Here is a 21,130-nt window from a genome sequence, read left to right on the forward strand (position 1 = left end):
TCGGTCGCACCGTGCTGGCTGCCGGGTCCTCGATCCTGACCGCTGGTTCGGGCGTTGCGGTGGGGTGGCGTCTCACCGCGGTGCGACCGAGGTCCAGCCGTTACCCTTGCCCCGCCTACGGGCACATGTGGCTTCAGTCCACCGGTCCAGCCGCGAACCGCGAACCGCGAACCGCGAACGAAGCTTTCCTGCTGGTGCGAGCCAGGAGTGGATCAGAGAGCCCGGTGTCCTCCGCTTGCGCCTATTTCAACTCTCCCGTACACCGACGTCACTGGTGTCAACGTCGTCGGTTTCCGGGACAGGAATGTTTCGGCGCTCCATCCTCTCTCGAACGTCGACGTGATGGACCACGGGGGTCACGACCAAGACTTGACGGATCATGGCCGCGAGGAACTGCGGGGGCGCCACGTCCTCGGGGACGCGGTCCAACTCGACGCGCACGGTGGGGCTGGGCTGCGTCTCGTCCCAGCTGACCAATGCCATCCCGGTCGCCGTGTATCCGTTGCTTCCGCCGAGATCGCGGAGCTTACGCATCATGTCGACGGTGCGTTCGAACGCATCCGGCTCCCTGGTCAGGATCGTGGAGCGTTGCAGGAAGAAGAACCCCACCGCAGCTAGTGGGTAACGGCCGCGGAGGTTTCCGGCGTCGCCGTAGGCTTCCTCGAACCGGTTGGGTAGGTTCTTCGCGAACGAGGAGACCTGCGCCTTCGTGCTCAGCAGGATCTCCGGGCCTCGATCCCACCGGGCGACGGCCACGTCAACTTGCTTGTCATAGGCCCTGCCCAAGACTTTCGCGTCGGTGGGGGCAACGGAGGGAATGTTGCTGATCCGGGCACGGAGGTCTTGCGAGACCCTATCCGGCAGCTTCTCCAGGAGCACGGCCAAGTCCCGGGGCAGGACCCGTGGGCGCTCCGCACGTGGCCACACCTCATCGGAGCTGAATCCCGCCCGGCGAAGCTCGTGGGCAAGCCATGCGTCGATGCCACGGGCGAAGCGACCGCTCTCGGAGGCGCTGCCCGCAGCCACGGGAATGGTCAGCAGCTTCCCCAGCAAGTCGTAGTCGGGAGCGTACACGGGCTGCTGCCCGGCGCTGTGCGTCCAGGGATCCGTCAACGGTTGGGCGGCCAGGACAGGATCGAAGTCGCTGAAGGCGTCGGACTTGCTCATCGACGGTCCCCGGAGGCCGCACCGCGGGCGAGACGCCTGGCGGCGAGGACGTTGCGCGCGTCCCTCAGGGAGCTGACAGCGTCTGGGCTGATACCCAACCCGCCGATCAGCACGACCTCATCGACGATCGCCACGGCTCCAGTCAAGTCTCCCCGGCGCAGTCGATTGGCGACCCGGGTTCGGATCTGGCGTAACGAATCCGCCACCGCGGTGACGGTGCCCGGCCCTGGAATGGGGAGCCGGTCAGCTTCGCGTGGTTCCAGCTTGAGCATCCCGCCGCCGTAAGCCCTACCGACGAGTTCAGCACCCAGCACGGTAACGCTGTTGAGGGCCGCCAGTGGCAGCAGCTCGCGCCCAATCTCGACGTTCTGCTCGGCCAGGTAGATGCCGTGGACACTGTTCAAGTGGCGCACGGCCGCCCGGTTGGTGGTGATCCGCGGGGTGTCGGCGTTCATGTAAGTGATGAACAGGTCAGCCGGACGAACCAACGGCACCCGCCACCACGGGTCCCGGACCCGGCACTTGTACGCCTCCTGCACCCCTGCGGCCTCACCCTCGCCGATGTAAGCCCATCCGGCAGGGGAGGGCGTCTTCGCTGGCCGAAACAAGTAGGTGGCCGCCCCCTCCGCACCGAGTCGCTTCAGAGCTGGCGAGGTCAGCGTCAGACCGCGCAAGTGGCGACTCCCGGGCGGCGAAATCCTGATCAGGTCACGTTGCTTCAGCCCCAAAGCGGCCACCTTGGCGGGCGAGAGGGTGAAGTACTTGTTGTTGCCGGTCACTATCCCCAAGGTGGTGTCCCCCCAAGCCTCGAGGGAGACGAAGGCATCATGGCTGGTCATCGCGGTGTACGCCGTGAGTGCGTCCGCGCCCATGATGGACGCCGTCCACTTCTCCCCCGGCCGAAGCGGCGTCCACGTATGGGACAGGTTCAGGTCGTTCAGCTCACTGGAGTTGCGGGCCTGGTACACCGAGAAGTGACCCGCCGGGCCTTCGTCGTAACCCTCCGCCAGGAGAAGAACGACCTCCTCTAGAACGCCGGGGAAGACTCGCTCGGTGAACATCACCAAGTCGACCCGGCGGAACCGCTCCATCAGGAACTGGCGGACTCCCGCCGCGTAGTTCACGCTCAACAGCTCGGCCGGCAGCACAAGACCCAGGCGGCCGCCTGGCCGGAGGAAGAGCGCGGCATGCACCGTGAACGCGGCCCAACTCGACGCCAGCGCCGTCAAGGAGAGGTCAAGTCCCTGGTAGTGGTGTAGCGGTTTGATCCTTCGCTGGGTGGTCAGGCGCTGAGTTCGAGGGTGGTGTCGGTGCCGGTGTTCACCTCGTTTCCGGTGTCCTCGATGAGGCTGAGCCGGCTGCGGTTCAGGAGGTCGAGTCCGAGGTAGCGGCGGCCTTCGGCCCATTCGTCGGTCTGTTCGGCCAGGACGGCTCCGACAAGACGGACGATGGCGGCCCGGTTGGGGAAGATGCCCACGGCGTCGGTGCGGCGGCGGATCTCCCGGTTGAGCCGCTCGGCGGGGTTGTTGGACCAGATCTGTGTCCAGACGTCCTTCGGGAAGCTCGTGAAGGCGAGGATGTCCTCCCTCGCCTGACCGAGGTGGTCGGCCACGGCCGGGAGTTTGCCGGTGACGTAGTCGATGAGCCGGTCGAACTGGGCGTCCACGGCGGTGGCGTCGGGCTGGTCGTAGACCGAGTGCAGCATCGCCTTGACCGCCGGCCACATGCTCTTCGGGGTGGCGGCCATCAGGTTCGCCGCGTAGTGGGTGCGGCACCGTTGCCAGACCGCGCCGGGCAGGTTCGCCGCGATCGCCTCGACCAGCCCGGTGTGGGCGTCGGAGGTGACCAGCCGGACCCCGGTCAGGCCGCGGGCGACCAGGTCGGCGAAGAACTCGTTCCACGCGGCCCCGGTCTCACTGGTCGCGACCCGCAGCCCGAGGACCTCGCGGTGCCCGTCCCCGTTGACCCCGGTGGCGATCAGGGCCACGGCGTTGACCACGCGGCCGCCTTCACGGACCTTCATGGTCAGCGCGTCCGCGGCGACGAACGTGAACGGGCCGGCCTCGCCCAGGGGCCGGTGGCGGAAGGACTCGACGTGCTCGTCCAGCTCGGTGGCCATCCGGCTCACCTGGGACTTGGAGAGGGCGTTGATCCCGAGGGTCTTGACGAGTTTGTCCATCCGCCGGGTGGAGACCCCGGCGAGGTAGCAGTCCGCGACGACGGTGATCAGCGCGGTCTCGGCCCGCTTGCGCCGCTCCAGCAGCCACTCCGGGAAGTAGGTACCGGAGCGCAGCTTCGGCACGGCCACGTCGATGGTCCCGACCCGGGTGTCCAGGTCCCGGTGCCGGTACCCGTTGCGCTGAGCGGTCCGCTCCGGGGAGGGCCGGCCCCACTCGGCTCCGACGACCGCGTCCGCGTCGGCGGAGAGCAGGGCGTTGATCATGGTCTGCAGCAGGTGGCGCATCAGGTCCGGGGACGCTTCGGACAGGGCTTCGCCGAGCAGCCCGGCAGGGTCGACAATATGGGCAGCGGTCATCGTGATGACTCCATTCGAGAGAGCTGTGAGAGGTGAACTCGAAGGATCACACGGTGGCCGCGCCCACGTCCTCAACGACGTCACGGGCCACCGCGCTACACCACTATGCGGGACTCAACTCAAGGAGACGCCCGCCCGCAGCGCGGCTTCGCGGGACCTGGCCCGCGATTCGCCCGTGAAGTCCTGATACCGCACGTAGGGGGGATTACCGATCACAGCATCGTAGGCGCCAGTCGGTGTCACCTCGAAGAAGTCACCCGTGCTGATATCCGCCGTCACGTCGACGTCCGCCAGCAGGGTACGTGCCGTCGCCGCCGAGCTCTCGTGTAGCTCCACCCCATCCAGGCGCATGTCCGCCGGGGACGCACCCAGACGTTGGAGGCGGTCGACCGCACTGAGCAGGAACGCCGCTTCCCCACACGAGGGTTCCAGGACCCGATCCGCGGCGTGGTGGATACCCCAGTCGGTGATGTAGCGAGCGACGGGCGCAGGCGTGAAGAAAGCTCCACGCGCCTTCCTCAACTCGGCCGAATCACTGACGAGAGGGGAAGTAGTCACCGTCCAAGTCTCTCGTACGGACAGCAGGCTCACGCCCCAAGACCACGTCCGTGTCGGGCAGCGGCACCGAGGCTACTCCTGATCGGGTCTCCCCTGACGCCGTCGATCCGCGTGGGACTGCCACCGCGGTCGATAGCAGCGGTCCCAGCCGGCGCCACTAGTTCACGAGTGAGACTCCCGAGCCCGGCCTCACCATGGTCAAGCCGATCTCACCCCCTCGCGTGTCAGAAACCGTCATTTGTGACCCTCACGGCGCCACCCTCGCCCGACGCCACTTTGGGCCAGTGATCTCTCGTAGGCTGAGCCGGTGACCAGCATGCAACCAGCCCGCCTCTTCATCGGCTCGTCCGCCGAGGGCCGCGAGGTTGCCCACAACTTGCAGGCCGTGCTCGAGGAACGGGGGATCTGCCAGGTCGTCGTTTGGGACCAAGGGGTCTTCGACCCGTCGAGTTATCCGCTCGATGCTCTACTCGGCGTTGCGCGCCGCTCGGACTTCGCCGTTCTGGTGGCTTCACCAGACGACGTAACGGAGAGCCGTGGAGACACCAGTGCCTCCATCCGTGACAACGTCATTCTGGAGTTCGGACTGTTCATGGGCGCCCTTGGTCGGGAACGCACCTACCTGTTGGCCACCGGGTCAGCCAAGCTTCCGACCGACGCGTTGGGGCTCACGCGGCTCCCATATCACCCACGACCGGATGGGAACGTGCAGGCTGCTGTCAACACGGCCGCCTTGCAGATCGGCCGCCAGGTTGGGTCGCTTGGTCGGCGGGAGGCGGAGGCTGTCGTCGGCGCTGGCCCGCACCTGGCAGGCGACGCCCTGGCGACTGAGATTGCACTTCTCCGAGCCAACGCTCAGGCTCAAGGTTGGTCGGTCAAGACCGACAGCGCTACTACGCTGCGACTCCGATCTCCACAAGGGCGGCTCTACACCCTCACGAAGGGCAAGACAGAGGCTACGCGCGTGGACCTCCGACGCTTCGCTAGGGAACTACGTGCAGCTGGGGTCCGGGTTAACAACGCGGTTCGCCGGCCCGTCGAGGAGTCTCCCTACTAGCGGGCATGTCCCCCTGCTGGCCCTTCCGTGTCGGATGAGCCAGCAGGGAAACGACGCTCCAACCCGGGCTCAACCGGGAACACCTCTACGGAGTAATGCCGCGCCTCGGCCGTTTCCCCACAGCTCGTCAGCCAGCGGAATCGCACCACTAGCACCGCCACCTGGGCGTAGTTGTTCCCGAAACTGAGGTTCTGCGACGCGAATCAGCCTAGCGTGCAGCACCCTCACCTGCCACAACCTCGGCGTGCCCGCTCGGTTGATCAGGCATTGCGGCCGCCACCGGTGGTGCCTCATCAGCGAGCCTGGACAGTCAGCAACTCTTGCCAGTGGGTGGTGTATCGCGGGGACATGCGCTCCCGTTTCATGGTCCACTCGGGTGGTCGGGTGAGGCCGGCGCGGCCGAGGCCGATGGTGTGGGTGCCGAACCGGGTGGTGACCTCGCCGATGAGGGCGCCGATGTTGCGGTGTTCGTGGACGCTGACGAACTCGTCGAAGACGGGGGCGGCGCCGGCCGGTTCGAGGCCGGTGAGCATGACGCCGGCCTTCACGTAGGGGGCGTCGTCGACGACGCGGGCCCGGATCGTCTCGATCGCGGCCTTGGACATCAGGACCGGGTCGGCGGTCGGGTTGGGCATCCGGACCGTGGTGGAGACGATGGAGGAGACGACGTCGTTCCGGAACCGGCTGGTGGAGGCGAAGACGGTCATGATCTTGGCGACCTGGTGTTCCTTGGCCAGTCGGGCGGCGGCCTGCTGGGCGTAGAGGCCCATCACCTGGGCCATCCGCTCCGCACCGAGCACCGGGGTGGAGAAGGAGCGGGAGAAGATCATCTGCTGCTTGTCCGGGCGGACGGGCTCGAGCTCGATGCACGGGATGCCGCGCAGCTCGAGCACGGTCCGCATCACCACCACGTTGAACCGGTCCCGGATCAGGACCGGGTCGGCGTCGCGTAGCTGCGCGACCGTCTCGATCCCCATCAGGTTCAACCGCTTGCCCAACCGGGAGGCGATCCCCCACAGCCCGGTCACCGGGACACGGGCCATGATGGCGTCGACGTGGCCGGCGGGCATCGCCTCCAGGTCGCACACCCCGCCCAGGTGCCGGTTCCGTTTGGCGATCCGGTTGGCGAACTTCGCCAGCGTCTTCGTGCGGGCGATCCCGACGCACACGGGTAGGCCGGTGTGCCGGGCGACCGCGGTCCGGATCACCCGGCCCTGATCGACGTAGGCGCCGCGGCGGGCGTCGAGCCCGAGGAAGGACTCGTCGATGGAGTAGACCTCCTGCCAGGCCGCATACCGGCCCAGCAGCTCTACTGGTAGCACCGATTGTTGCTGAGTCGCGTATTCATCAGATGTCGACTGCTGTTTCGCCTTGTGGCGGAGGCTGATGCATCCGGCGATTGATCAGCCTGTGCTGTATAGTTCAGTGCATGCTGACTATTGCTTCTCGACTCGACGTCATGAACCGGCTCGGCCGGGCCATGGCGGATCCGACGCGTTCCCGGATCCTGATGACCCTGCTCGAGGGACCGAGCTACCCGGCGGTGCTCTCGCGTGAGCTGGAGCTGACTCGCTCGAACGTGTCGAACCACCTCACCTGCCTGCGCGACTGCGGCATCGTGGTCGCTGAGCCGGAGGGTCGCCAGACTAGGTATGAGATCGCTGATCCGCACCTCGCGGCCGCTCTCATCGCGCTGGTGGATGTGACTCTGGCTGTCGACGAGCACGCTCCGTGCGTGGACTCGTCGTGCACCGTTCCGGGTTGCTGCGGAGCGGGAGCAGACGCGTGAGCGCGGCATGCGGCTGCGAGCACGAGCCGACGACCACGGCAGTCGATGAGAGCGAGGAGAAGGAGCGGCCCTGGTGGAGGGACCGCGGGATCATGGTGCCGGTCTTCTCCGGTGTCGCGTTCCTCGCTGGTCTGATCCTTGAGTGGTCCGGCATGGAGATCCCGGCACTGGTGCTGTTCTGGGTCGGCTTGCTGCTGGGCGCGTCGACGTTCACGCCGGGCGCGATCCGGAAGCTGTTCAAGGGCAAGCTGGGCATCGGGCTGCTGATGACGATCAGCGCGGTCGGCGCAGTCGTCCTCGGCTACGTCGAAGAGGCTGCGGCGCTGGCGTTCCTCTACTCGATCGCAGAGGCGCTGGAGGACAAGGCGATGGACCGCGCCCGCGGCGGGCTGCGAGCGCTGCTGAAGCTGGTCCCCGACACCGCGACCGTGCGCCGCGACGGCGCTTCGGTGGAGATTGCGGCGAAGGACCTCGCGGTCGGGCAGGTCATGGTGGTTCGTCCCGGCGAGCGGATCGCGACCGACGGAGTCGTCCGTGCGGGGCGCTCCAGCCTGGACACCTCGGCGATCACGGGCGAGTCGATCCCGGTCGAGGTCGAGCCCGGCGACGCCGTGTCGGCCGGCGCGATCAACAGCGCCGGTGCGCTGGAGGTCGAGACGACGGCGGCGGGCACCGACAACTCGCTCACGACCATCGTGGAGCTGGTGGAGCAGGCGCAGGCGGAGAAGGGCGAGCGAGCGCGCCTCGCGGACCGGATCGCGCGCCCGCTGGTCCCGGGCGTGCTGGTCCTCGCGGCCCTGGTCGCCCTGGTCGGCTCGCTGTTCGGGGACCCGGAGCTGTGGATCACCCGAGCCCTCGTCGTCCTCGTCGCCGCCTCCCCGTGCGCGCTGGCGATCTCGGTGCCGCTGACGGTGGTCGCGGCGATCGGCGCGGCGAGCAAGTTCGGCGTGATCATCAAGTCCGGCGCGGTGTTCGAGCGCTTCGGCACGGTCCGCCACGTCGCCGTCGACAAGACCGGCACCCTCACCCGCAACGAGCCCGCCGTCACCGCGGTCCTCGCCGCGGACGGCGTGACCGACGCCCAGGCGCTGGCCTGGGCGGCCGCGCTGGAGCAGCACAGCACGCACCCGCTGGCCGCGGCGATCACCGCCGCAGCCCCCGGAGCCCAGGCTGCGGAGGGCGTGACCGAGCAGGCCGGGCACGGCATCGAGGGCAAGATCGACGGGACTCGGATCACCGTCGGCAGCCCCCGCTGGCTCGACGCCGGGGTGCTCGGCGACCAGGTCGCGGGCCTGGAGGAGCAGGGCATGACCGTTGTGATCGTGCACCGCGACGGGGCCCCTGTCGCCGCGATCGGCGTCCGCGACGAGCTGCGTCCCGAGGTCCCCGAAGTGGTGCGGACTCTCGCGGCGCAGGGCGTCGGGGTGACGATGCTCACCGGCGACAACGCCCGCACGGCACGGGCGCTGGCAGCGCAGGCCGGTATCAGCGACGTGCGCGCGGAACTGCGTCCCGAAGACAAAGCGACCGCGATCGGGGAGCTGTCAAAGGCGGGGTCGGTTGCAATGATCGGCGACGGCATCAACGACGCCCCCGCTCTGGCCGCCGCGGACATCGGCATCGCGATGGGCGCGACCGGCTCGGACGCGGCGATCGAGTCCGCCGACGTCGCGTTCACCGGCCACGACCTCCGCCTCATCCCGCGCGCGTTCGACCACGCCCGCCGCGGACGCCGCATCATCAACCAGAACATCGTCCTGTCGCTGCTGATCATCACCGCGCTGCTGCCGCTCGCGCTGTTCGGCGTCCTCGGACTCGCCGCTGTGGTGCTGGTCCACGAGATCGCCGAGGTCGTCGTGATCCTCAACGGACTCCGCGCCGCCCGCACGCGTACCCCACGGCTGGAGAGCTGATGCTTGCGACCATCGGCTCAGCGATCGGCTTGTTTGCTGCGACCAACATCGATGACATCGTCGTGCTGACCGTGCTGTTCCTGGCCTCCAGCCGAGGGAAGCCGCGACCGTGGCAGATCGTCGCAGGCCAGTACCTCGGGTTCATCACCCTCGTCGTGATCAGCGTGATCGCCGCGCTCGGCCTGACCATCGTCCCCGACGAATGGGTGGGCTTCCTCGGCCTGATCCCGCTCGGCATCGGCATCTGGACCCTCGTGCGGGGCCTGCGACGCAACGGTGACGACGATGACGACGACGAGAAGATCACCGCGGTCGGGCTGTGGGGCGTCGCCGGGATCACGATCGCCAACGGGGCCGACAACATCTCCCTCTACACGCCGATCCTCCGCACCAGTTCGCCCGGCGACGTCGTCGTCATGATCGCGGTGTTCCTCGTCCTCGTCGCCGTCTGGTGCGCTGCTGGACGCCTGATCGGAACCCACAAGGCCGTCACCGAAACGCTTGAACGCGTCGAGCACTGGCTCGTACCCGTCGTGTTCATCGGCCTGGGCCTGTTCATCCTGATCGATTCCGGCGTCATCGTCCGCCTCGTCGAGGTCCTCGCATGACCCCGGACGCGGCTGCCGATGCTGAGCTGACGTCGGGAGAGCGGCAGCAGAGGGGGCGTTGGCGGCTCACGGCGGGGGCACTCGCGCTCGGCGGGCTCGTCCTCCTGATCGATCAGGGGACGAAGGCATGGGCGGAGGCCACGCTCACAGTAAGTGAGCGCCTCCCGCTGATCGGCGACCTGCTGGGCCTGCAACTCGCTTACAACCCCGGCGCGGCGTTCTCCTTCGGTGAGGGTTCCACCTGGGTGTTCGCGCTGGTGGCCGTCGCGGCCACCGTCACCGCGATCGTGTTCGCGTTCCGTGTCCGACACCCCGGGTGGGCGATCGTGATCGGCGCGCTTGGCGGGGCCGCCGCCTCCCACGCCGGCGACAGGCTTTTCCGTGCTCCAGGGTTCGCCCAGGGGCACGTCGTGGACTTCCTCGCCTACGGGAACTGGTTCATCGGGAACGTCGCCGACGTCGTGATCGTCACCGCCGCGATCGCCGGAGCGCTTCTGATGATCCGCGGCAACGAGAACTGAGAGGACCATCATGGAGATCATCCTGCAGTATTTCAACGGCTGCCCCAACTGGGAGGTGCTCGACCAGCGGCTCGCTGAAGTAGTCAACGACCGATCCGATGTCAGGGTCATACGTCAGCTGGTCGAGACCCCCGAGGACGCCGTGCGCCTCGGGTTCCACGGCTCCCCAACCGTGCTCGTCGACGGCATCGACCCGTTCGCCGACGAGCGTACCCACGTCGGGCTCGCCTGCCGGATGTTCCGCACGCCAGCTGGGATCGCCGGGTCGCCGACCGTCGAGCAGTTGCGCGAAGCGATTTCCGGCCCGGGCGCTGACGTGTGATGCTCGTTCAGGCGTGGTCGGAACGGAGTGCCGGATAGTCGGACCAGTCACCGCCGGCGAGACGCGACCATGCGGCGGCGGACGAGGTCGTGATGCCGAGGAGATCCGAGACGATCCGGGGATGCATTTGCCGGGTGAGCTCGATGAGCGCTGTGGTGCGTGCGCTTCCCGCGAGCAGGCCTTCGGCGCGAAGACGACGGCTCAGCGGGCCCGGGGTGAGGTGATTGCCTGGGTTCCGGCCGGGGAACAGCCATCCTTCAGGATGGTGCTTCGCGGCGTCGGCGAGATCGCTGATGGCGTCGCCAAGGATCTCGGGGAGCCCGATCGGCTCGGCCCCGACGGTCAGCGTGACGGGCCGCGAGCTCGTATCGATCTGTGTCCGGGTGATCGTGACGATGCGGGTCAGCTGGATGCCGTAGAGCAGTACGAGGAGCCCGGCTGCCCGGGTCTTCGGGTCCATGCCGGCATCCGACAGGAACTTGCGAGCCATCTGCCATCGGTGGTCGGAGGCGTAGCTTCGCCCTTCGAGGCGATGGGCTCGGAACTCGACTCGGAGGGTGCTCATCCGGTGCCGTCGTAGCCAGCGAGTGAATGGTGCCAGCGCGTCACGCTGGCTCGGTGAATCAGTCAGATATGCGTCGAGCCGGCGCTGCGGATAGGTTGCCAGCGTCTCTTGCTGTGACCGAATCTCTCGAAGAAGCGCGGCGCAGTACTTCAGCGCGGCCCGTTGCCTTTGGAAGCCAGCGGCTGGACTCGATGTACTGCGGGGTACCGCTCGGAAAGCCCGGGTGGACCGGAGGAGCTCCCAGGTGCAGTACCGGCGCAGGACCAGCCGGTCCTCGGCATGTTCGATGCCCGCCAACCATCCATCGAGCCAGTGGTCGAAGCGCGTGCCTTCGACATCGATCTCCGGAAGCACTCCTGAGCGGACCAGAAGCGAGAGGAGGAACGCTACCGACTGTCCCGACCGAGCTCGGGTGATGATCGCCTCGGCGGTGAGTGGCAGGGTTCCGTCCGCGATCTCGCGGAGCACCATCGCGCACTTGCTCTTGTGCATCCAGCGTTCGAGCGATGCGGCTTTGCTGTGGTGCGTGAGCAGATAGTCCGCAAGGGGGTGGAGGTCCGCGCGGATCTCTCCCGCGTCGTCGGCGAGCAACTGCTGGATCGCGACGGGCCGGCGGCACTCGACGCAGAGATGATGCTTGCGGATCTCCTCGATCGAGCCACACCCAGGGCAGGCCATCGTCACCGGAGCGCCCGCGCAGTCGGCGCAGACCTTCTGACCGTTCATGAAACCGGTCAAGAACACCCTGCGCCCGCACTCGGGACAGGGCTGCGGTCTACGCATCGCGTAATAGCAGCGTGCGCATACCCGTCGCCCGTCAAGGTGGGAGGCGACCCGGCCAGGTTCTCCGCAGAGACCGCAGGTCTTGATCGGTGCGGTATAACAGGCCAGGCAGACGAGTTCCGGGCGGCGGACGATGATGGTCGCGTGCTGCCTGCACCGCGAGCAGTCACCGAACGATCGAGGGTCGGCTCGCCAGCATTCGCGGCAGAAGCGCTGTCCGTCGATCGTGCGCTGCACGGGTCGGACCCGGCCACAGGAAGCGCAGGAGACGGACCTGGCGTTCCGCTCGCAACGAGAGCAGTGCCGACCACCGCTCGGCGTCTTGTGGGGCATTCTCACCGAGCGGCCGCAGGACTCGCACGTCGGCAGCACTACCCGGTCTGCTCCTTCTTCTACCAGCGCGCGGGCCAGATCCTGGACGGTCACCGGCACATTCGCATGCCGCCCCTCGAGGACCCCAGGCTGCTTGATCAGCGCGAGCTCAAGAAGCCGCTGCGTGAGGGGCACTGGCGCAACCGAATGCACGATCTCAGCGAGACGCTCGGGCAAGATCTCGGGAACGAGGGGACGCACGAGGTCGATAACTTCCGTGACTCTCGGCTGCTGCGGAGGCTTGGCCACCGTGGCTACTTCGTACGCGGACGGCGGATGGTTGCGCGGACAGGACGGAGATCACCGATCGACCCGCGCGTCGCTTCCTCGCCCACGGCCACCGGGGTCGATGCCTCTCGGCGAGCGATTGTCACGAGATCGTCGAGTGAGCACTCCAGCGCATCGCACAACGCCGCCAACACGTCGAGACGCACCCGCTGAGGCGGTTGCGTCACCAGCCGATACACCTGCTCCCTGGACAGGTCGATCCCGCGTTCCTCGAGCAGTGGCTTCAGCTTGGAGGTCTGGAAGATCCCGCGCGAAGCCATCACTCGGGGTAGGCCGGGTTCTCCGCGGCCAGAACGACACCGGCCCGGGTGAGACGGAGCCTCTTGACGGTCAGTTCACCGTCGAGGATCGCGACGACCACGGCACCGTCGGTGGGCCGGCGGGCGCGGTCGACGACGAGTTCGTCGCCGTCGCTGATGCCGGCCCCGGTCATCGAGTCCCCCGACACCCGGACCACGAACGTGGAGGTCCGGTCCTGGATGAGGTGCTCGTTCAGGTCGACGGACCCGTCGTAGTAGTCCTGTGCCGGCGAGGGGAACCCGGCCGGGACGGCGATGGGGGCGACCTGGATGCCGGCGGCCGCGGCGACCTCCTCGGAGCGGCCGCCGGCACCTACAAGGCCGCGATGGCCGATCCGACGTCGGGGTGTTGGTGGGCGGTGGCGGCGATGCGGTTGTGCGTCGACGCCGGCGCCGACCTCGACGTCGCCCGCGCGACCGTGCCCATGGTCGCGGCCCGCCTGGCGGCCGCCGGCGGCGGCTCCGCAGCAGCGTCACGTCACCCGGGTGGGGCGTAGTCGAGCACCTATCAGCATCGTCTGCGGATGACTACGCCAGCCACGGGACGGGCGTCCACCGACGTCGCCGGCGGGTTGACGGTGATCGCCGCCGGCACAGCCGGGATCACCTGGGTTGGAGAGTGGTCCGCGAGCTGGGCGAAGGGGACCATGATGGCCAGGGCGACGCTCACGAGCGCCCGGACGGTCCTGTTGTGTGAAGGGGTCACGGCTGCTCTATGCGGCCCGACCGTCCACGGCTGTCATGCTTTTCCCGGAGTACCCCCCCTGCCCTACTCCTGCGGCAACCGTGGGCTCCTGCGCCCGCGCCAGTCCGGCGCCACGGCGTCGAGCGCTTCCACGCGGTGTGCCGTGAGCCAGGACCTTCGGGAGGCGGCTCGCAGCCCCATCAGCCAAACCGCCAGCCGCCGCTCCTCCTCGCCCGCGCCCCCGTACCGGGTCGGGATCCGATGCTGCTGATCGACGAACGCGGCCAGCTGCTCGAGCCGCTCAGCGAAGTGCTCGTCGCGCAACGCGCCAAGCGCTGGCCGGCGCCACCGACTCACCCCGTCCAGTGCTGCCGCCCTGTCAGCACTGAGGTTCCCCCGGCGCTCGGCAGCCCGCTGGCGGGCCAGCCACCCGTACAGCTCCCTCTCATACCGGCTCCCGCTGTTCTCGCGGGGCTCGCGCCCGTTGCGCTGCAGCCAGACCCGGTAGTCGGCCATCTTCTGACCGAAGTCCTGCCTCTGGGTGAGGGTCGCCGGCAACGGGTGCAGGTGCCTCTTGAGCCGACGGGCCGGCATCGTCGGGTCGCGGCGCACGCGCACGGCGATCGCCTGGTTCACCCGCCACGAGTCCACGCCGCAGCGTCGAGCGATCTCGCGTGGCTCGAGGCCGTGCATCCACATCAGGGTCCACTCGTCCAGGCCTACGTGCGGGTGCGTGCACCCGTACTCGATGCAGTCCGGATCCACGGCCGCCATGCCCCGTCAGAGCTCCGTATTGCCGTCGACGTCGAGGGCGCGGATGATGGTGGACCGACTGACCTTCCGGTCCGCTGCGATGGCATTCAGCGTCCACCCCTCGGCCCGCCGCCGGCGCACCAGGTCGACGTCGTGCGGCTCGAGGGCTCGTGGGCGTCCGGCCTTGCCGGCCGCCGCGGCCAGACCGGCCTTCGTCCGCTCCCGAATCAGCTCGCGTTCCATCTCCGCGACGGAGGCAATCACGTGGAACATGAGGCGGCCTGTGGGAGTCGCGGTATCGATGCCCTCGGTCAGCGACCGGAACCCAACACCGCGGTCCGCCAGCTCATCGAGCAGGGCCGCGAGGCCCTTCACCGTCCGGCCGAGCCTGTCCAGCTTCCACACCACCAGTGTGTTGCCCGGCTGCAAAGCGCGGAGACACATGTCGAGCTGCGGCCGCGCCATCGTCTTCCCGGACACGCCTCGGTCGGCGTAGACGTCGAAGCAGCCGGCAGCCTCCAGGGCCCGGCGCTGCAGCTCGAGCGACTGATCCCTCGTCGACGTGCGGGCGTAGCCCAGGCTCACGCCGTTGGGCGTGATTCGCGGCTCCTCGACGTCGACCTCACGGCCAGTCCCATCGACAACCGTCAAGCGTGACGGCATCCCACTCCCCCAAATGTTCCAGAATCCAACTCGGTCTCGTTCTGACACAGTATGTCATTGGACATGCATTCTGACCTGCTGGTTATGGGTTTTCGACGGCGGTCGCAGCAACGTGTCAGAACCGGTCCGTTTCGACCGACACGCCAGGTCTACGACGACCGGTCTCCGGTCGTCTTCGGATCAGCTGTGGACACCGTGAAGACGGCGCCCGCAGGGCGAACATCGCCGCGATGATGAACTCGGGCGCCTCCGACGCCAGGGGCGCGAGCCACTGGACCAGGAAGAAGCTGTCGATGCCGAGCGATGACCCGGACTCGACGAGCGCGTCCGCGAACGGTTCGGCCGACGCCAGGATCAGGGATGCGGCGACGACGAAGAGGCCGATGACTGTCGCCCGGCGCGTCTTCTGCGGAAGATCACCGATCAGCCTGGCCGGCCCCACGAGTTCTTCCTCGGTCTCGCTCTCGGCCTGACCCGAACGCCACAGATACCAGACGAACACCAGCACCAGCAGGACGCCGAACGCGAAGGGAATCTGCCCGAGCACGGGGATCACGAAGGCCAGCAAGCCCAGGAGGGCCAGGAACCCGATCTCCAGGCGGCTGCCGCGCGGCAATGGCAGGTATCCCAGGGTGGGGCGGCCCTCCGCCTTGGCGGTCTTCCTGGCCACCAGCAGGGCCACGATCACCACGAGCGGCCAACCGAAACCCAACAGCAGCCGGTTCGATCCGGTCATGTTCGCGGCCGCGTACTGCTCGTACGTCGGGTCCGTGCCGGACCGGAAGGCGTAGTAGAGGTCGACGGCGTATTCGGGCAGTACGGCGATCACCGCGAGGATGGCGATGGCCAGGGCCCCGGAGATGTCCTTCTGCGCCGCTTCTGCGGCCCACGCCAGCAGGAAGGCGGACGCGACGATCGCCGCACCGAAGACCAGCATGACCGCGAGGGGTGGGATCTCGAGGCCGGAGAGACGGACGATGACGGCCGGGGCCGCGATGGCCAGGCACAATGCGACACGGCGCAACAGTGCAGCGGGCATGAGTTCACTCCAATGATCAGCACGACGCCAGAGCGCGACACACTCCGGCCCTTGGGCCGAAGGTCTCGCTCGCCTCATCACCTGAGGTGACGTACCGGGCGGATCGTCCTGATCGCCACTATGTCGACACGCCGCGTCCGGTGCTGCACCAGGACGGAACTACTCCCCTTCGCCATCGATGATCACAAGCGACATTCGTGTGTGTCTACGTGAAGACAAGCCGTTAGATCGGGTGAATACGGAAGTTGCCGCTGCCTCATCGCACTCGACGCCATGAACGCGCCGCGTTCCCGGGCCTCACGCCGCAGAGAAGGTCGAGTCGAGCCGCGCCGACGACCTGCCGACCGCTCTCGACACGACCCCCAGGGCCACCGCTACCCACCGCGCTGGCCCTGCTCGTCGCCGGCAGACGACGAGCCTCGTCCCTCGAGGGACGCGAGGTAGGCGTTGTACTCCTCCAGGTCGGCTTCGTGCCGTGGTTGATGACGGGCGGCGAGTTTCGCGTCCCGACTGCCCCACCGGGCGAGGGTCACGATCAGGATGACGAACAAGGGCAGTTCGGCGTAGGTCCACGCCAGGGTGCCTGCGACTGCCTGGTCGAAGAGGGGGTCGACCGACCATGATGGGGGCGGGCTGGAGAGCGCTGAGAAAAGTAGCGAGGGCGTGCGTAGCAGGACCAGGCCGAAGATGGCGTGGATCTGCAGCTCGATTCCTACGTCGGCCAGCCGGGCCGCATAGGACGGGGCCCTCGGCAGTGGATCCGAGGACCAGAGCGGCACGGCGGCGACGATTCCGCCGACGAGGAAGGTCATCAGCAGCAGCTCGTGACCCGCCGGCAAAGCGATCGCCACGCTGACGAGGTCAGTGAGATAGAGCCCGAGGTAGAGCGCGGCCGCGACCATGATGGCGACGGCCGGATGCAGGACCGCGCTGGCGACGCGGGAGCGCAGCCCACCATGTGCGACGCGCAACGCCACACGACCGATCCCCCGGTGCGGTGTCGCCCGGAGGATGAGCCGGCCCGGCGAACCGACGATGAGTAAGGGCGGCACGACGGTCATCAGGGTGATCTGCTGGAACACGAGCGCTCCGACGAGCCACTCTGCGTACTGGTTCAGCCCCAGACTTCCAGTGAGAAACAGGATCCCGCAGCCGAGCAGGAACGAGATCGTGCGCAATACCGACCAGCGACGTCCCCGCCGCCAGAGCGCCACCGCACCGAGCAGGTACAACACGGCGAGCACCACGGCGATCGGCGCGACCACGGACACACCGACGGGCCAGAACGCCGCCAAATTTTCTGGTGTCGGCGGCGGAAGGATCGTCGCGTTGCCGGTCACGATCGCCGCACCCTGATCGTCACACCGGCAACGAGGAAGACGACCGCCGCGGTGGGCTGAGCGGCACCCCAGACCGGACCGGCGAAGGAAAGCGGGAAGACCGGGTTCCACACCACGGCAATCAGGGCGAAGACCGCCACCCACCACCACTGCTTGGCCTGCACCGCGAACCAGCCGACAATCATCGCCAGGATCGCGGTCAGGAACAACACGACCGGACCCCAGCCCGCTCCGGTCAGAACCGGGGCGAGGAAGAGTGCCGCAGCTGCAACGGCACCGGGAGCGGCGGCGTTCCGCTGGTACGGCGAGGGCACCCGTCCGCGTTTGCTCACCGCCGGCTCACCATCGAATCGTTGCACCGGCGGAAGGATCGGGAGGTCTTGTCGGTGGTCATGATTCCGTTCCGTCGAAGTGGTCCACAAGCACACGGGCGGCCTCCACGCCGGCGGGGCCGCTCTGCGTCCTGCATCGACGCGGGACGCGAGCGTCGACCAGTCACGGCCCACTTCGCCGCCCTCAAGGACGGTGTGTTCCCGGTGTTGCACTTAGGCTAACATCTGAATACCTGATCATATGAATAAGCGAGGTGGGAGATGGGCGCGGGGCATCAGCACGGACCGAGCACGGGTGGAAGTGCGAGCGGACGCCATCTGCGGGCTCTGATCGCGGCCCTGTGCCTCACCGGCGGGTTCATGGTCGTGGAGTTTGTGGTTGGTTTCACGACCAACTCGCTGGCCCTGATCTCCGACGCCGGACACATGGGAACCGACGTCCTCGGCCTGGGCATGGCGACTGCCGCCATCCTGCTGGCTCGCCGCCCCGCAACCGCCCAGCGCACCTACGGCTTGTATCGGCTGGAGGTGCTGGCAGCCCTGGCCAACGGGATCCTGTTGTTCGGAGTGGCCGGCTACGTGATCGTCGAGGCCATGCGCCGGATCAGCGACCCTCCGTCGGTACCCGGGCCGCCGCTGCTCGTCACCGCGGTCATCGGCCTGGCCGTCAATGTGGTCAGCTTCCTGTTGCTGCGATCTGGAGCCCGCAACAGTCTGAACCTACGCGGGGCGATGCTCGAGGTGATGGGCGACATGCTCGGATCGGTCGGTGTGATCGTCGCCGCGATCATTCTGTGGACCACCGGGTGGCCCTACGCCGATCCCATCATCGGCGTCGGCATCGGCCTGTTCATCCTCCCCCGCACGTTCATCCTCACTCGCCAGGCCCTGCGGATCCTACTCGAGGTGGCTCCCGCCCACGTGAACGTGCCGAAGCTGACCTCCCAGATCGAAGCCCTGCCGGGCGTGGACAGCGTGCATGATCTGCACGTCTGGACACTCACCTCGGGCATCGAGAACGCGACCGGACACGTCCGCATCGCCGCCGGCGCCGACTTCGCCACGGTCCTCCAGGCAACCCATGCCGTGCTCGACGAACACGGCATCCACCACGCCACCATTCAGTGCGAACCGGTCACCTTCACCGACGAGCGTCAGCTGCCGGTCTAGCTAGAGTGACACTCCATGGGAGCTCCACAGGAACCTGACGGAGACGACGGGCAGCACGTCAGGGTAGAGATACCGGCCGAGGAGAGCGTCCTGCAGGTCGCTGACGTGTTCTCGCTGCTCGGCGACCCCGCGCGGGTCCGAATCCTCACCGCACTGCTGAACGAGCGGATGCGGGTCCGCGACCTGGCCGCTACCGTCGGATCCAGCGAATCAGCCGTGTCGCACGCCCTACGGCTTCTACGGGCGCACCACGTCGTGAGGGTGCACCGCGTGGGTCGCGAGGCCCACTACGAACTCCATGACGCCCACGTCCGTGCCCTGCTCCAACTCGCCCTCGACCACGTCACCCACGCCAACCCGATCCACGTACTTGGAGAATCGGACCACTGACTGCACACGGGCTGCGAGACCCGAGGCCGAGGAACCGCCGCTTTCCCTGAGCCCCGCCTGGAATGACGACCGCGCTGGTGTCCGATAGACGAACGTCTATCGGACATCCCGCGGCCTTCGACCTCACCGCGTGGCGACTGGACGAGCGGGTGCACGATAGACCCGCCCGATGATGTGCACGGTGAGGGGGCGCCTCCGGCAATACCGGGCTCACTCTTCAGGTCCCCACCGGCCCCGGAACCGACTGCCGCCGGCCTTACCGCACGGCCCACCACGCCGATAGTGATGGGTACCGGAGCCGAAGACGGCGACGGCCCCACCCTGCCGGTGGACCGCACGCGGGACGTTCCCGCGGACGCCCCCGGATGCGATGAACGAAGGAGACGCCCGGGCATGTCGTTCACCGACCTGTCGGCGCAGCTGTGGCGGGAACGCGAGCTGCTGGACACGCTGACCTTCCGCCTGGAGGTGGAACAGCTACTGCTGACCGCCGGACGGACCCGGCGCCTGCCCCAGGCCACCGCCGAGGTGGAGCAGGTCGTCGACCAGCTCGCCGTCGCGGGACTGGAACGGACCGTGATCGTGGCCGCCCTGGCCGCCGAGTGGGGCGCTCCCCTGGAATCCACGCTGCGGGAACTGGCCGAGGTCGCGCCCGACGGCGCCTGGCAGGACATCCTCGTCTCCCACCTGTCCGCCATGGTCGAGCAGACCGCCACGATCCGGTCGCTGCGCGACGCCAACGAGCAGTTCCTGCGCGCCGCGTCCCGGGCCACCGAGGAGACGATGGCCACCATCGCGCCGTCCTCCCGGACCTACGACTCGACCGGTTCCGCGGCGCCGTCGTCGCTGTCCCGGTTCCTCGACCAGACCCTCTGACCGCCGGGAAGGCACCATGAGCAGCTTCGCGGGACTCCAGCTCGCCCAGCGCGGCCTGAACGCCGCCCAGCAGGCGACGCTGATCACGGGCCAGAACATCAGCAACGTGGCGACACCCGGGTACACCCGGCAGCGGGTGGAGCAGGCCTCCCTCGCGCCGGCCACCGCCACCTTCGGCAGCGTCGGCTCGCCCGTGGGCGCCGGCGTCACCGTGACCGGCATCAGCCGGCTCGGCGACGCCCTGCTCGACACCGGCGTGCGCACCAGCGCCGCCGCCGCCGGGTACGCCGACGTCCGCGCGGCCGCGTACACCTCCCTCGAGGACGCCTGGGGCGAGCCCGGACCCACCGCCCTCTCGCAGAAGCTGACCGCGTTCTGGTCCGCGTGGGACGTCCTGGCGACCAACACGGACGAGCCCGGGGCCGGAGTCGCCGTGCTCCAGTCCGGACGGGACGTCGCCGCCGGCCTGGAGACCGCGCGTATGGCCGTCACCACCCAGTGGACCGACCGCCGGGCCGGCGTGGACCCCCAGGTCGCCCAGGTCAACGCGACCGCGTCCCGGCTCGCCGACCTCAACCGGGCGATCAGCACGGCCACCGGTGCCGGCGGGGCCGCCAACGAACTGATCGACGAGCGGGCCCGGCTGGCCGAGGAGCTCGCGTCGACCGCGGGGGCGACCGCGCGGGTCGAGGCCGACGGCGGCATGACCGTCCGCCTGAACGGGACCTGGCTGGTCAGCGGCACGGCGTCGCGCGCGCTGGTCGTCACCGGACCCGCCGACGCGGCCGCCGGTATGGCCGGCCCCGCCGCCGTGGGCGTCGCCTGGCAGGACGCTCCCGGCACCCCGGTGCCCCTGACCGGAGGCCGCCTCGCCGGAACCCTGAGCGTGCTCGCCCCCGCCGACGGGAGCGGCACCGGCGGCGCGATCGCCCAGGCCGCGGCCGCCCTCGACGGCATCGCCACCGGACTGGCCGACGCCGTGAACGCCGCCCACGCAGCGGGCACCACGCGTGCCGGGACCCCGGCCGGCGCCTTCTTCGCCCTCGACCCCGGACGCCCCGCGGCCGCGGGACTGAGCGTCGTGCCCGCGGACCCGTCCGCGCT

At 68.5% G+C, this 21,130-nt stretch carries 23 protein-coding genes and 1 pseudogene; 11 read left to right on the forward strand and 13 right to left on the reverse strand.

The window, feature by feature from the left end; all coding sequences use genetic code 11:
• Positions 1–246: 246 nt before the first annotated feature.
• The 4 genes from IEX22_RS13095 to IEX22_RS13110 form a co-directional block, all read right to left on the reverse strand.
• Positions 247–1,167, reverse strand: coding sequence for a hypothetical protein (locus tag IEX22_RS13095; RefSeq protein WP_188668852.1), 921 nt, complete (start codon positions 1,165–1,167; stop codon positions 247–249).
• Entirely contained in the window at positions 1,164–2,396 is a 1,233-nt protein-coding gene (locus tag IEX22_RS13100) for a DNA methyltransferase family protein (protein ID WP_188668853.1), read from the reverse strand. Before IEX22_RS13100 ends, IEX22_RS13095 begins: the two co-directional genes overlap by 4 nt.
• Positions 2,397–2,449: 53 nt before the next feature.
• Positions 2,450–3,703: an IS256 family transposase gene (locus IEX22_RS13105; RefSeq protein ID WP_188668854.1), complete on the reverse strand. Its 1,254-nt coding sequence runs from the start codon at positions 3,701–3,703 to the stop codon at positions 2,450–2,452.
• Between the two features lie 114 nt (positions 3,704–3,817).
• The gene (locus tag IEX22_RS13110; RefSeq protein WP_229660027.1) at positions 3,818–4,294 is read right to left on the reverse strand and encodes an N-6 DNA methylase; all 477 of its coding nucleotides are present in this window, start codon (positions 4,292–4,294) and stop codon (positions 3,818–3,820) included.
• 283 nt (positions 4,295–4,577) lie between these two features.
• On the opposite strand from IEX22_RS13110, the gene IEX22_RS13115 reads away from it, so the two are divergent.
• A complete protein-coding gene (locus IEX22_RS13115) occupies positions 4,578–5,318 on the forward strand; it encodes a nucleotide-binding protein (RefSeq protein WP_229660032.1) in 741 nt (246 codons plus the stop codon).
• A 293-nt stretch (positions 5,319–5,611) separates the two neighbouring features.
• Here IEX22_RS13115 and IEX22_RS13120 read toward each other — a convergent pair whose 3' ends face one another.
• Positions 5,612–6,640, reverse strand: coding sequence for a DUF4113 domain-containing protein (locus tag IEX22_RS13120; RefSeq protein ID WP_229660028.1), 1,029 nt, complete (start codon positions 6,638–6,640; stop codon positions 5,612–5,614).
• A gap of 107 nt (positions 6,641–6,747) precedes the next feature.
• Here IEX22_RS13120 and cmtR point away from each other — a divergent pair, with 107 nt between their 5' ends.
• The 5 genes from cmtR to IEX22_RS13145 are packed head-to-tail and all read left to right on the forward strand — an operon-like array spanning position 6,748 to position 10,471.
• Positions 6,748–7,107, forward strand: a complete 360-nt coding sequence (cmtR, locus tag IEX22_RS13125; RefSeq protein ID WP_026936347.1) for a Cd(II)/Pb(II)-sensing metalloregulatory transcriptional regulator CmtR — start codon at positions 6,748–6,750, stop codon at positions 7,105–7,107.
• Positions 7,104–9,020 carry a heavy metal translocating P-type ATPase gene (locus IEX22_RS13130; protein ID WP_028707591.1) on the forward strand — a complete coding sequence of 639 codons (1,917 nt, stop codon included), beginning with the start codon at positions 7,104–7,106 and terminating at the stop codon, positions 9,018–9,020. Before cmtR ends, IEX22_RS13130 begins: the two co-directional genes overlap by 4 nt.
• On the forward strand, positions 9,020–9,628 hold the full coding sequence (locus IEX22_RS13135) for a cadmium resistance transporter (RefSeq protein ID WP_076693368.1): 609 nt from the start codon (positions 9,020–9,022) through the stop codon (positions 9,626–9,628). The genes IEX22_RS13130 and IEX22_RS13135 overlap by 1 nt, the downstream gene beginning before the upstream one ends.
• Positions 9,625–10,149, forward strand: coding sequence for a signal peptidase II (locus tag IEX22_RS13140; RefSeq protein WP_026936350.1), 525 nt, complete (start codon positions 9,625–9,627; stop codon positions 10,147–10,149). Before IEX22_RS13135 ends, IEX22_RS13140 begins: the two co-directional genes overlap by 4 nt.
• Before the next feature lie 10 nt (positions 10,150–10,159).
• The gene (locus IEX22_RS13145) at positions 10,160–10,471 is read left to right on the forward strand and encodes a thioredoxin domain-containing protein (RefSeq protein ID WP_026936351.1); all 312 of its coding nucleotides are present in this window, start codon (positions 10,160–10,162) and stop codon (positions 10,469–10,471) included.
• 7 nt (positions 10,472–10,478) lie between these two features.
• On the opposite strand, the gene IEX22_RS13150 is transcribed toward IEX22_RS13145, so the two are convergent.
• From IEX22_RS13150 to IEX22_RS13160, 3 genes and pseudogenes are all read right to left on the reverse strand, one after another.
• The gene (locus IEX22_RS13150) at positions 10,479–11,762 is read right to left on the reverse strand and encodes a site-specific integrase (RefSeq protein WP_229660029.1); all 1,284 of its coding nucleotides are present in this window, start codon (positions 11,760–11,762) and stop codon (positions 10,479–10,481) included.
• 683 nt (positions 11,763–12,445) lie between these two features.
• The gene (locus IEX22_RS13155) at positions 12,446–12,739 is read right to left on the reverse strand and encodes a helix-turn-helix domain-containing protein (protein WP_188668856.1); all 294 of its coding nucleotides are present in this window, start codon (positions 12,737–12,739) and stop codon (positions 12,446–12,448) included.
• Between the two features lie 2 nt (positions 12,740–12,741).
• Positions 12,742–13,050: pseudogene (locus IEX22_RS13160) on the reverse strand (LexA family protein); the annotation flags it as partial.
• Between IEX22_RS13160 and IEX22_RS13165 the strand changes: the two are divergent.
• Positions 12,964–13,275: a hypothetical protein gene (locus IEX22_RS13165; protein ID WP_188668857.1), complete on the forward strand. Its 312-nt coding sequence runs from the start codon at positions 12,964–12,966 to the stop codon at positions 13,273–13,275. The pseudogene IEX22_RS13160 and the gene IEX22_RS13165 sit on opposite strands and share 87 nt — an antisense overlap.
• Positions 13,276–13,547: 272 nt before the next feature.
• Here the strand turns inward: IEX22_RS13165 and IEX22_RS13170 are convergent, their stop codons facing one another.
• The 5 genes from IEX22_RS13170 to IEX22_RS13190 all read right to left on the reverse strand — a co-directional run bounded on the left by IEX22_RS13170 (position 13,548) and on the right by IEX22_RS13190 (position 17,590).
• Positions 13,548–14,237 (reverse strand): helicase associated domain-containing protein, encoded by a 690-nt coding sequence (locus tag IEX22_RS13170; RefSeq protein ID WP_188668858.1) that lies wholly within the window; start codon positions 14,235–14,237, stop codon positions 13,548–13,550.
• A 6-nt stretch (positions 14,238–14,243) separates the two neighbouring features.
• The gene (locus IEX22_RS13175) at positions 14,244–14,927 is read right to left on the reverse strand and encodes a recombinase family protein (RefSeq protein WP_188668859.1); all 684 of its coding nucleotides are present in this window, start codon (positions 14,925–14,927) and stop codon (positions 14,244–14,246) included.
• A 67-nt stretch (positions 14,928–14,994) separates the two neighbouring features.
• Complete coding sequence (locus IEX22_RS13180) at positions 14,995–15,996, reverse strand: calcium:cation antiporter family protein (protein ID WP_229660030.1); 1,002 nt, start codon at positions 15,994–15,996, stop codon at positions 14,995–14,997.
• A gap of 296 nt (positions 15,997–16,292) precedes the next feature.
• Positions 16,293–17,258, reverse strand: coding sequence for a cytochrome c oxidase assembly protein (locus IEX22_RS13185; protein ID WP_229660031.1), 966 nt, complete (start codon positions 17,256–17,258; stop codon positions 16,293–16,295).
• Positions 17,255–17,590 (reverse strand): DUF6804 family protein, encoded by a 336-nt coding sequence (locus IEX22_RS13190; RefSeq protein ID WP_188668874.1) that lies wholly within the window; start codon positions 17,588–17,590, stop codon positions 17,255–17,257. Before IEX22_RS13190 ends, IEX22_RS13185 begins: the two co-directional genes overlap by 4 nt.
• Before the next feature lie 261 nt (positions 17,591–17,851).
• Between IEX22_RS13190 and IEX22_RS13195 the strand changes: the two genes are divergently transcribed.
• The 4 genes from IEX22_RS13195 to flgK all read left to right on the forward strand — a co-directional run.
• Positions 17,852–18,760, forward strand: a complete 909-nt coding sequence (locus IEX22_RS13195) for a cation diffusion facilitator family transporter (protein WP_188668860.1) — start codon at positions 17,852–17,854, stop codon at positions 18,758–18,760.
• A 15-nt stretch (positions 18,761–18,775) separates the two neighbouring features.
• A complete protein-coding gene (locus IEX22_RS13200; protein ID WP_188668861.1) occupies positions 18,776–19,150 on the forward strand; it encodes an ArsR/SmtB family transcription factor in 375 nt (124 codons plus the stop codon).
• Between the two features lie 393 nt (positions 19,151–19,543).
• The gene (locus tag IEX22_RS13205; protein ID WP_188668862.1) at positions 19,544–20,026 is read left to right on the forward strand and encodes a flagellar protein FlgN; all 483 of its coding nucleotides are present in this window, start codon (positions 19,544–19,546) and stop codon (positions 20,024–20,026) included.
• A 16-nt stretch (positions 20,027–20,042) separates the two neighbouring features.
• On the forward strand, positions 20,043–21,130 hold a 1,088-nt coding region (gene flgK, locus IEX22_RS13210), incomplete at its 3' end, for a flagellar hook-associated protein FlgK (protein ID WP_188668863.1).

The organism is Tersicoccus solisilvae (assembly GCF_014643255.1).
Classification (GTDB): domain Bacteria; phylum Actinomycetota; class Actinomycetes; order Actinomycetales; family Micrococcaceae; genus Tersicoccus; species Tersicoccus solisilvae.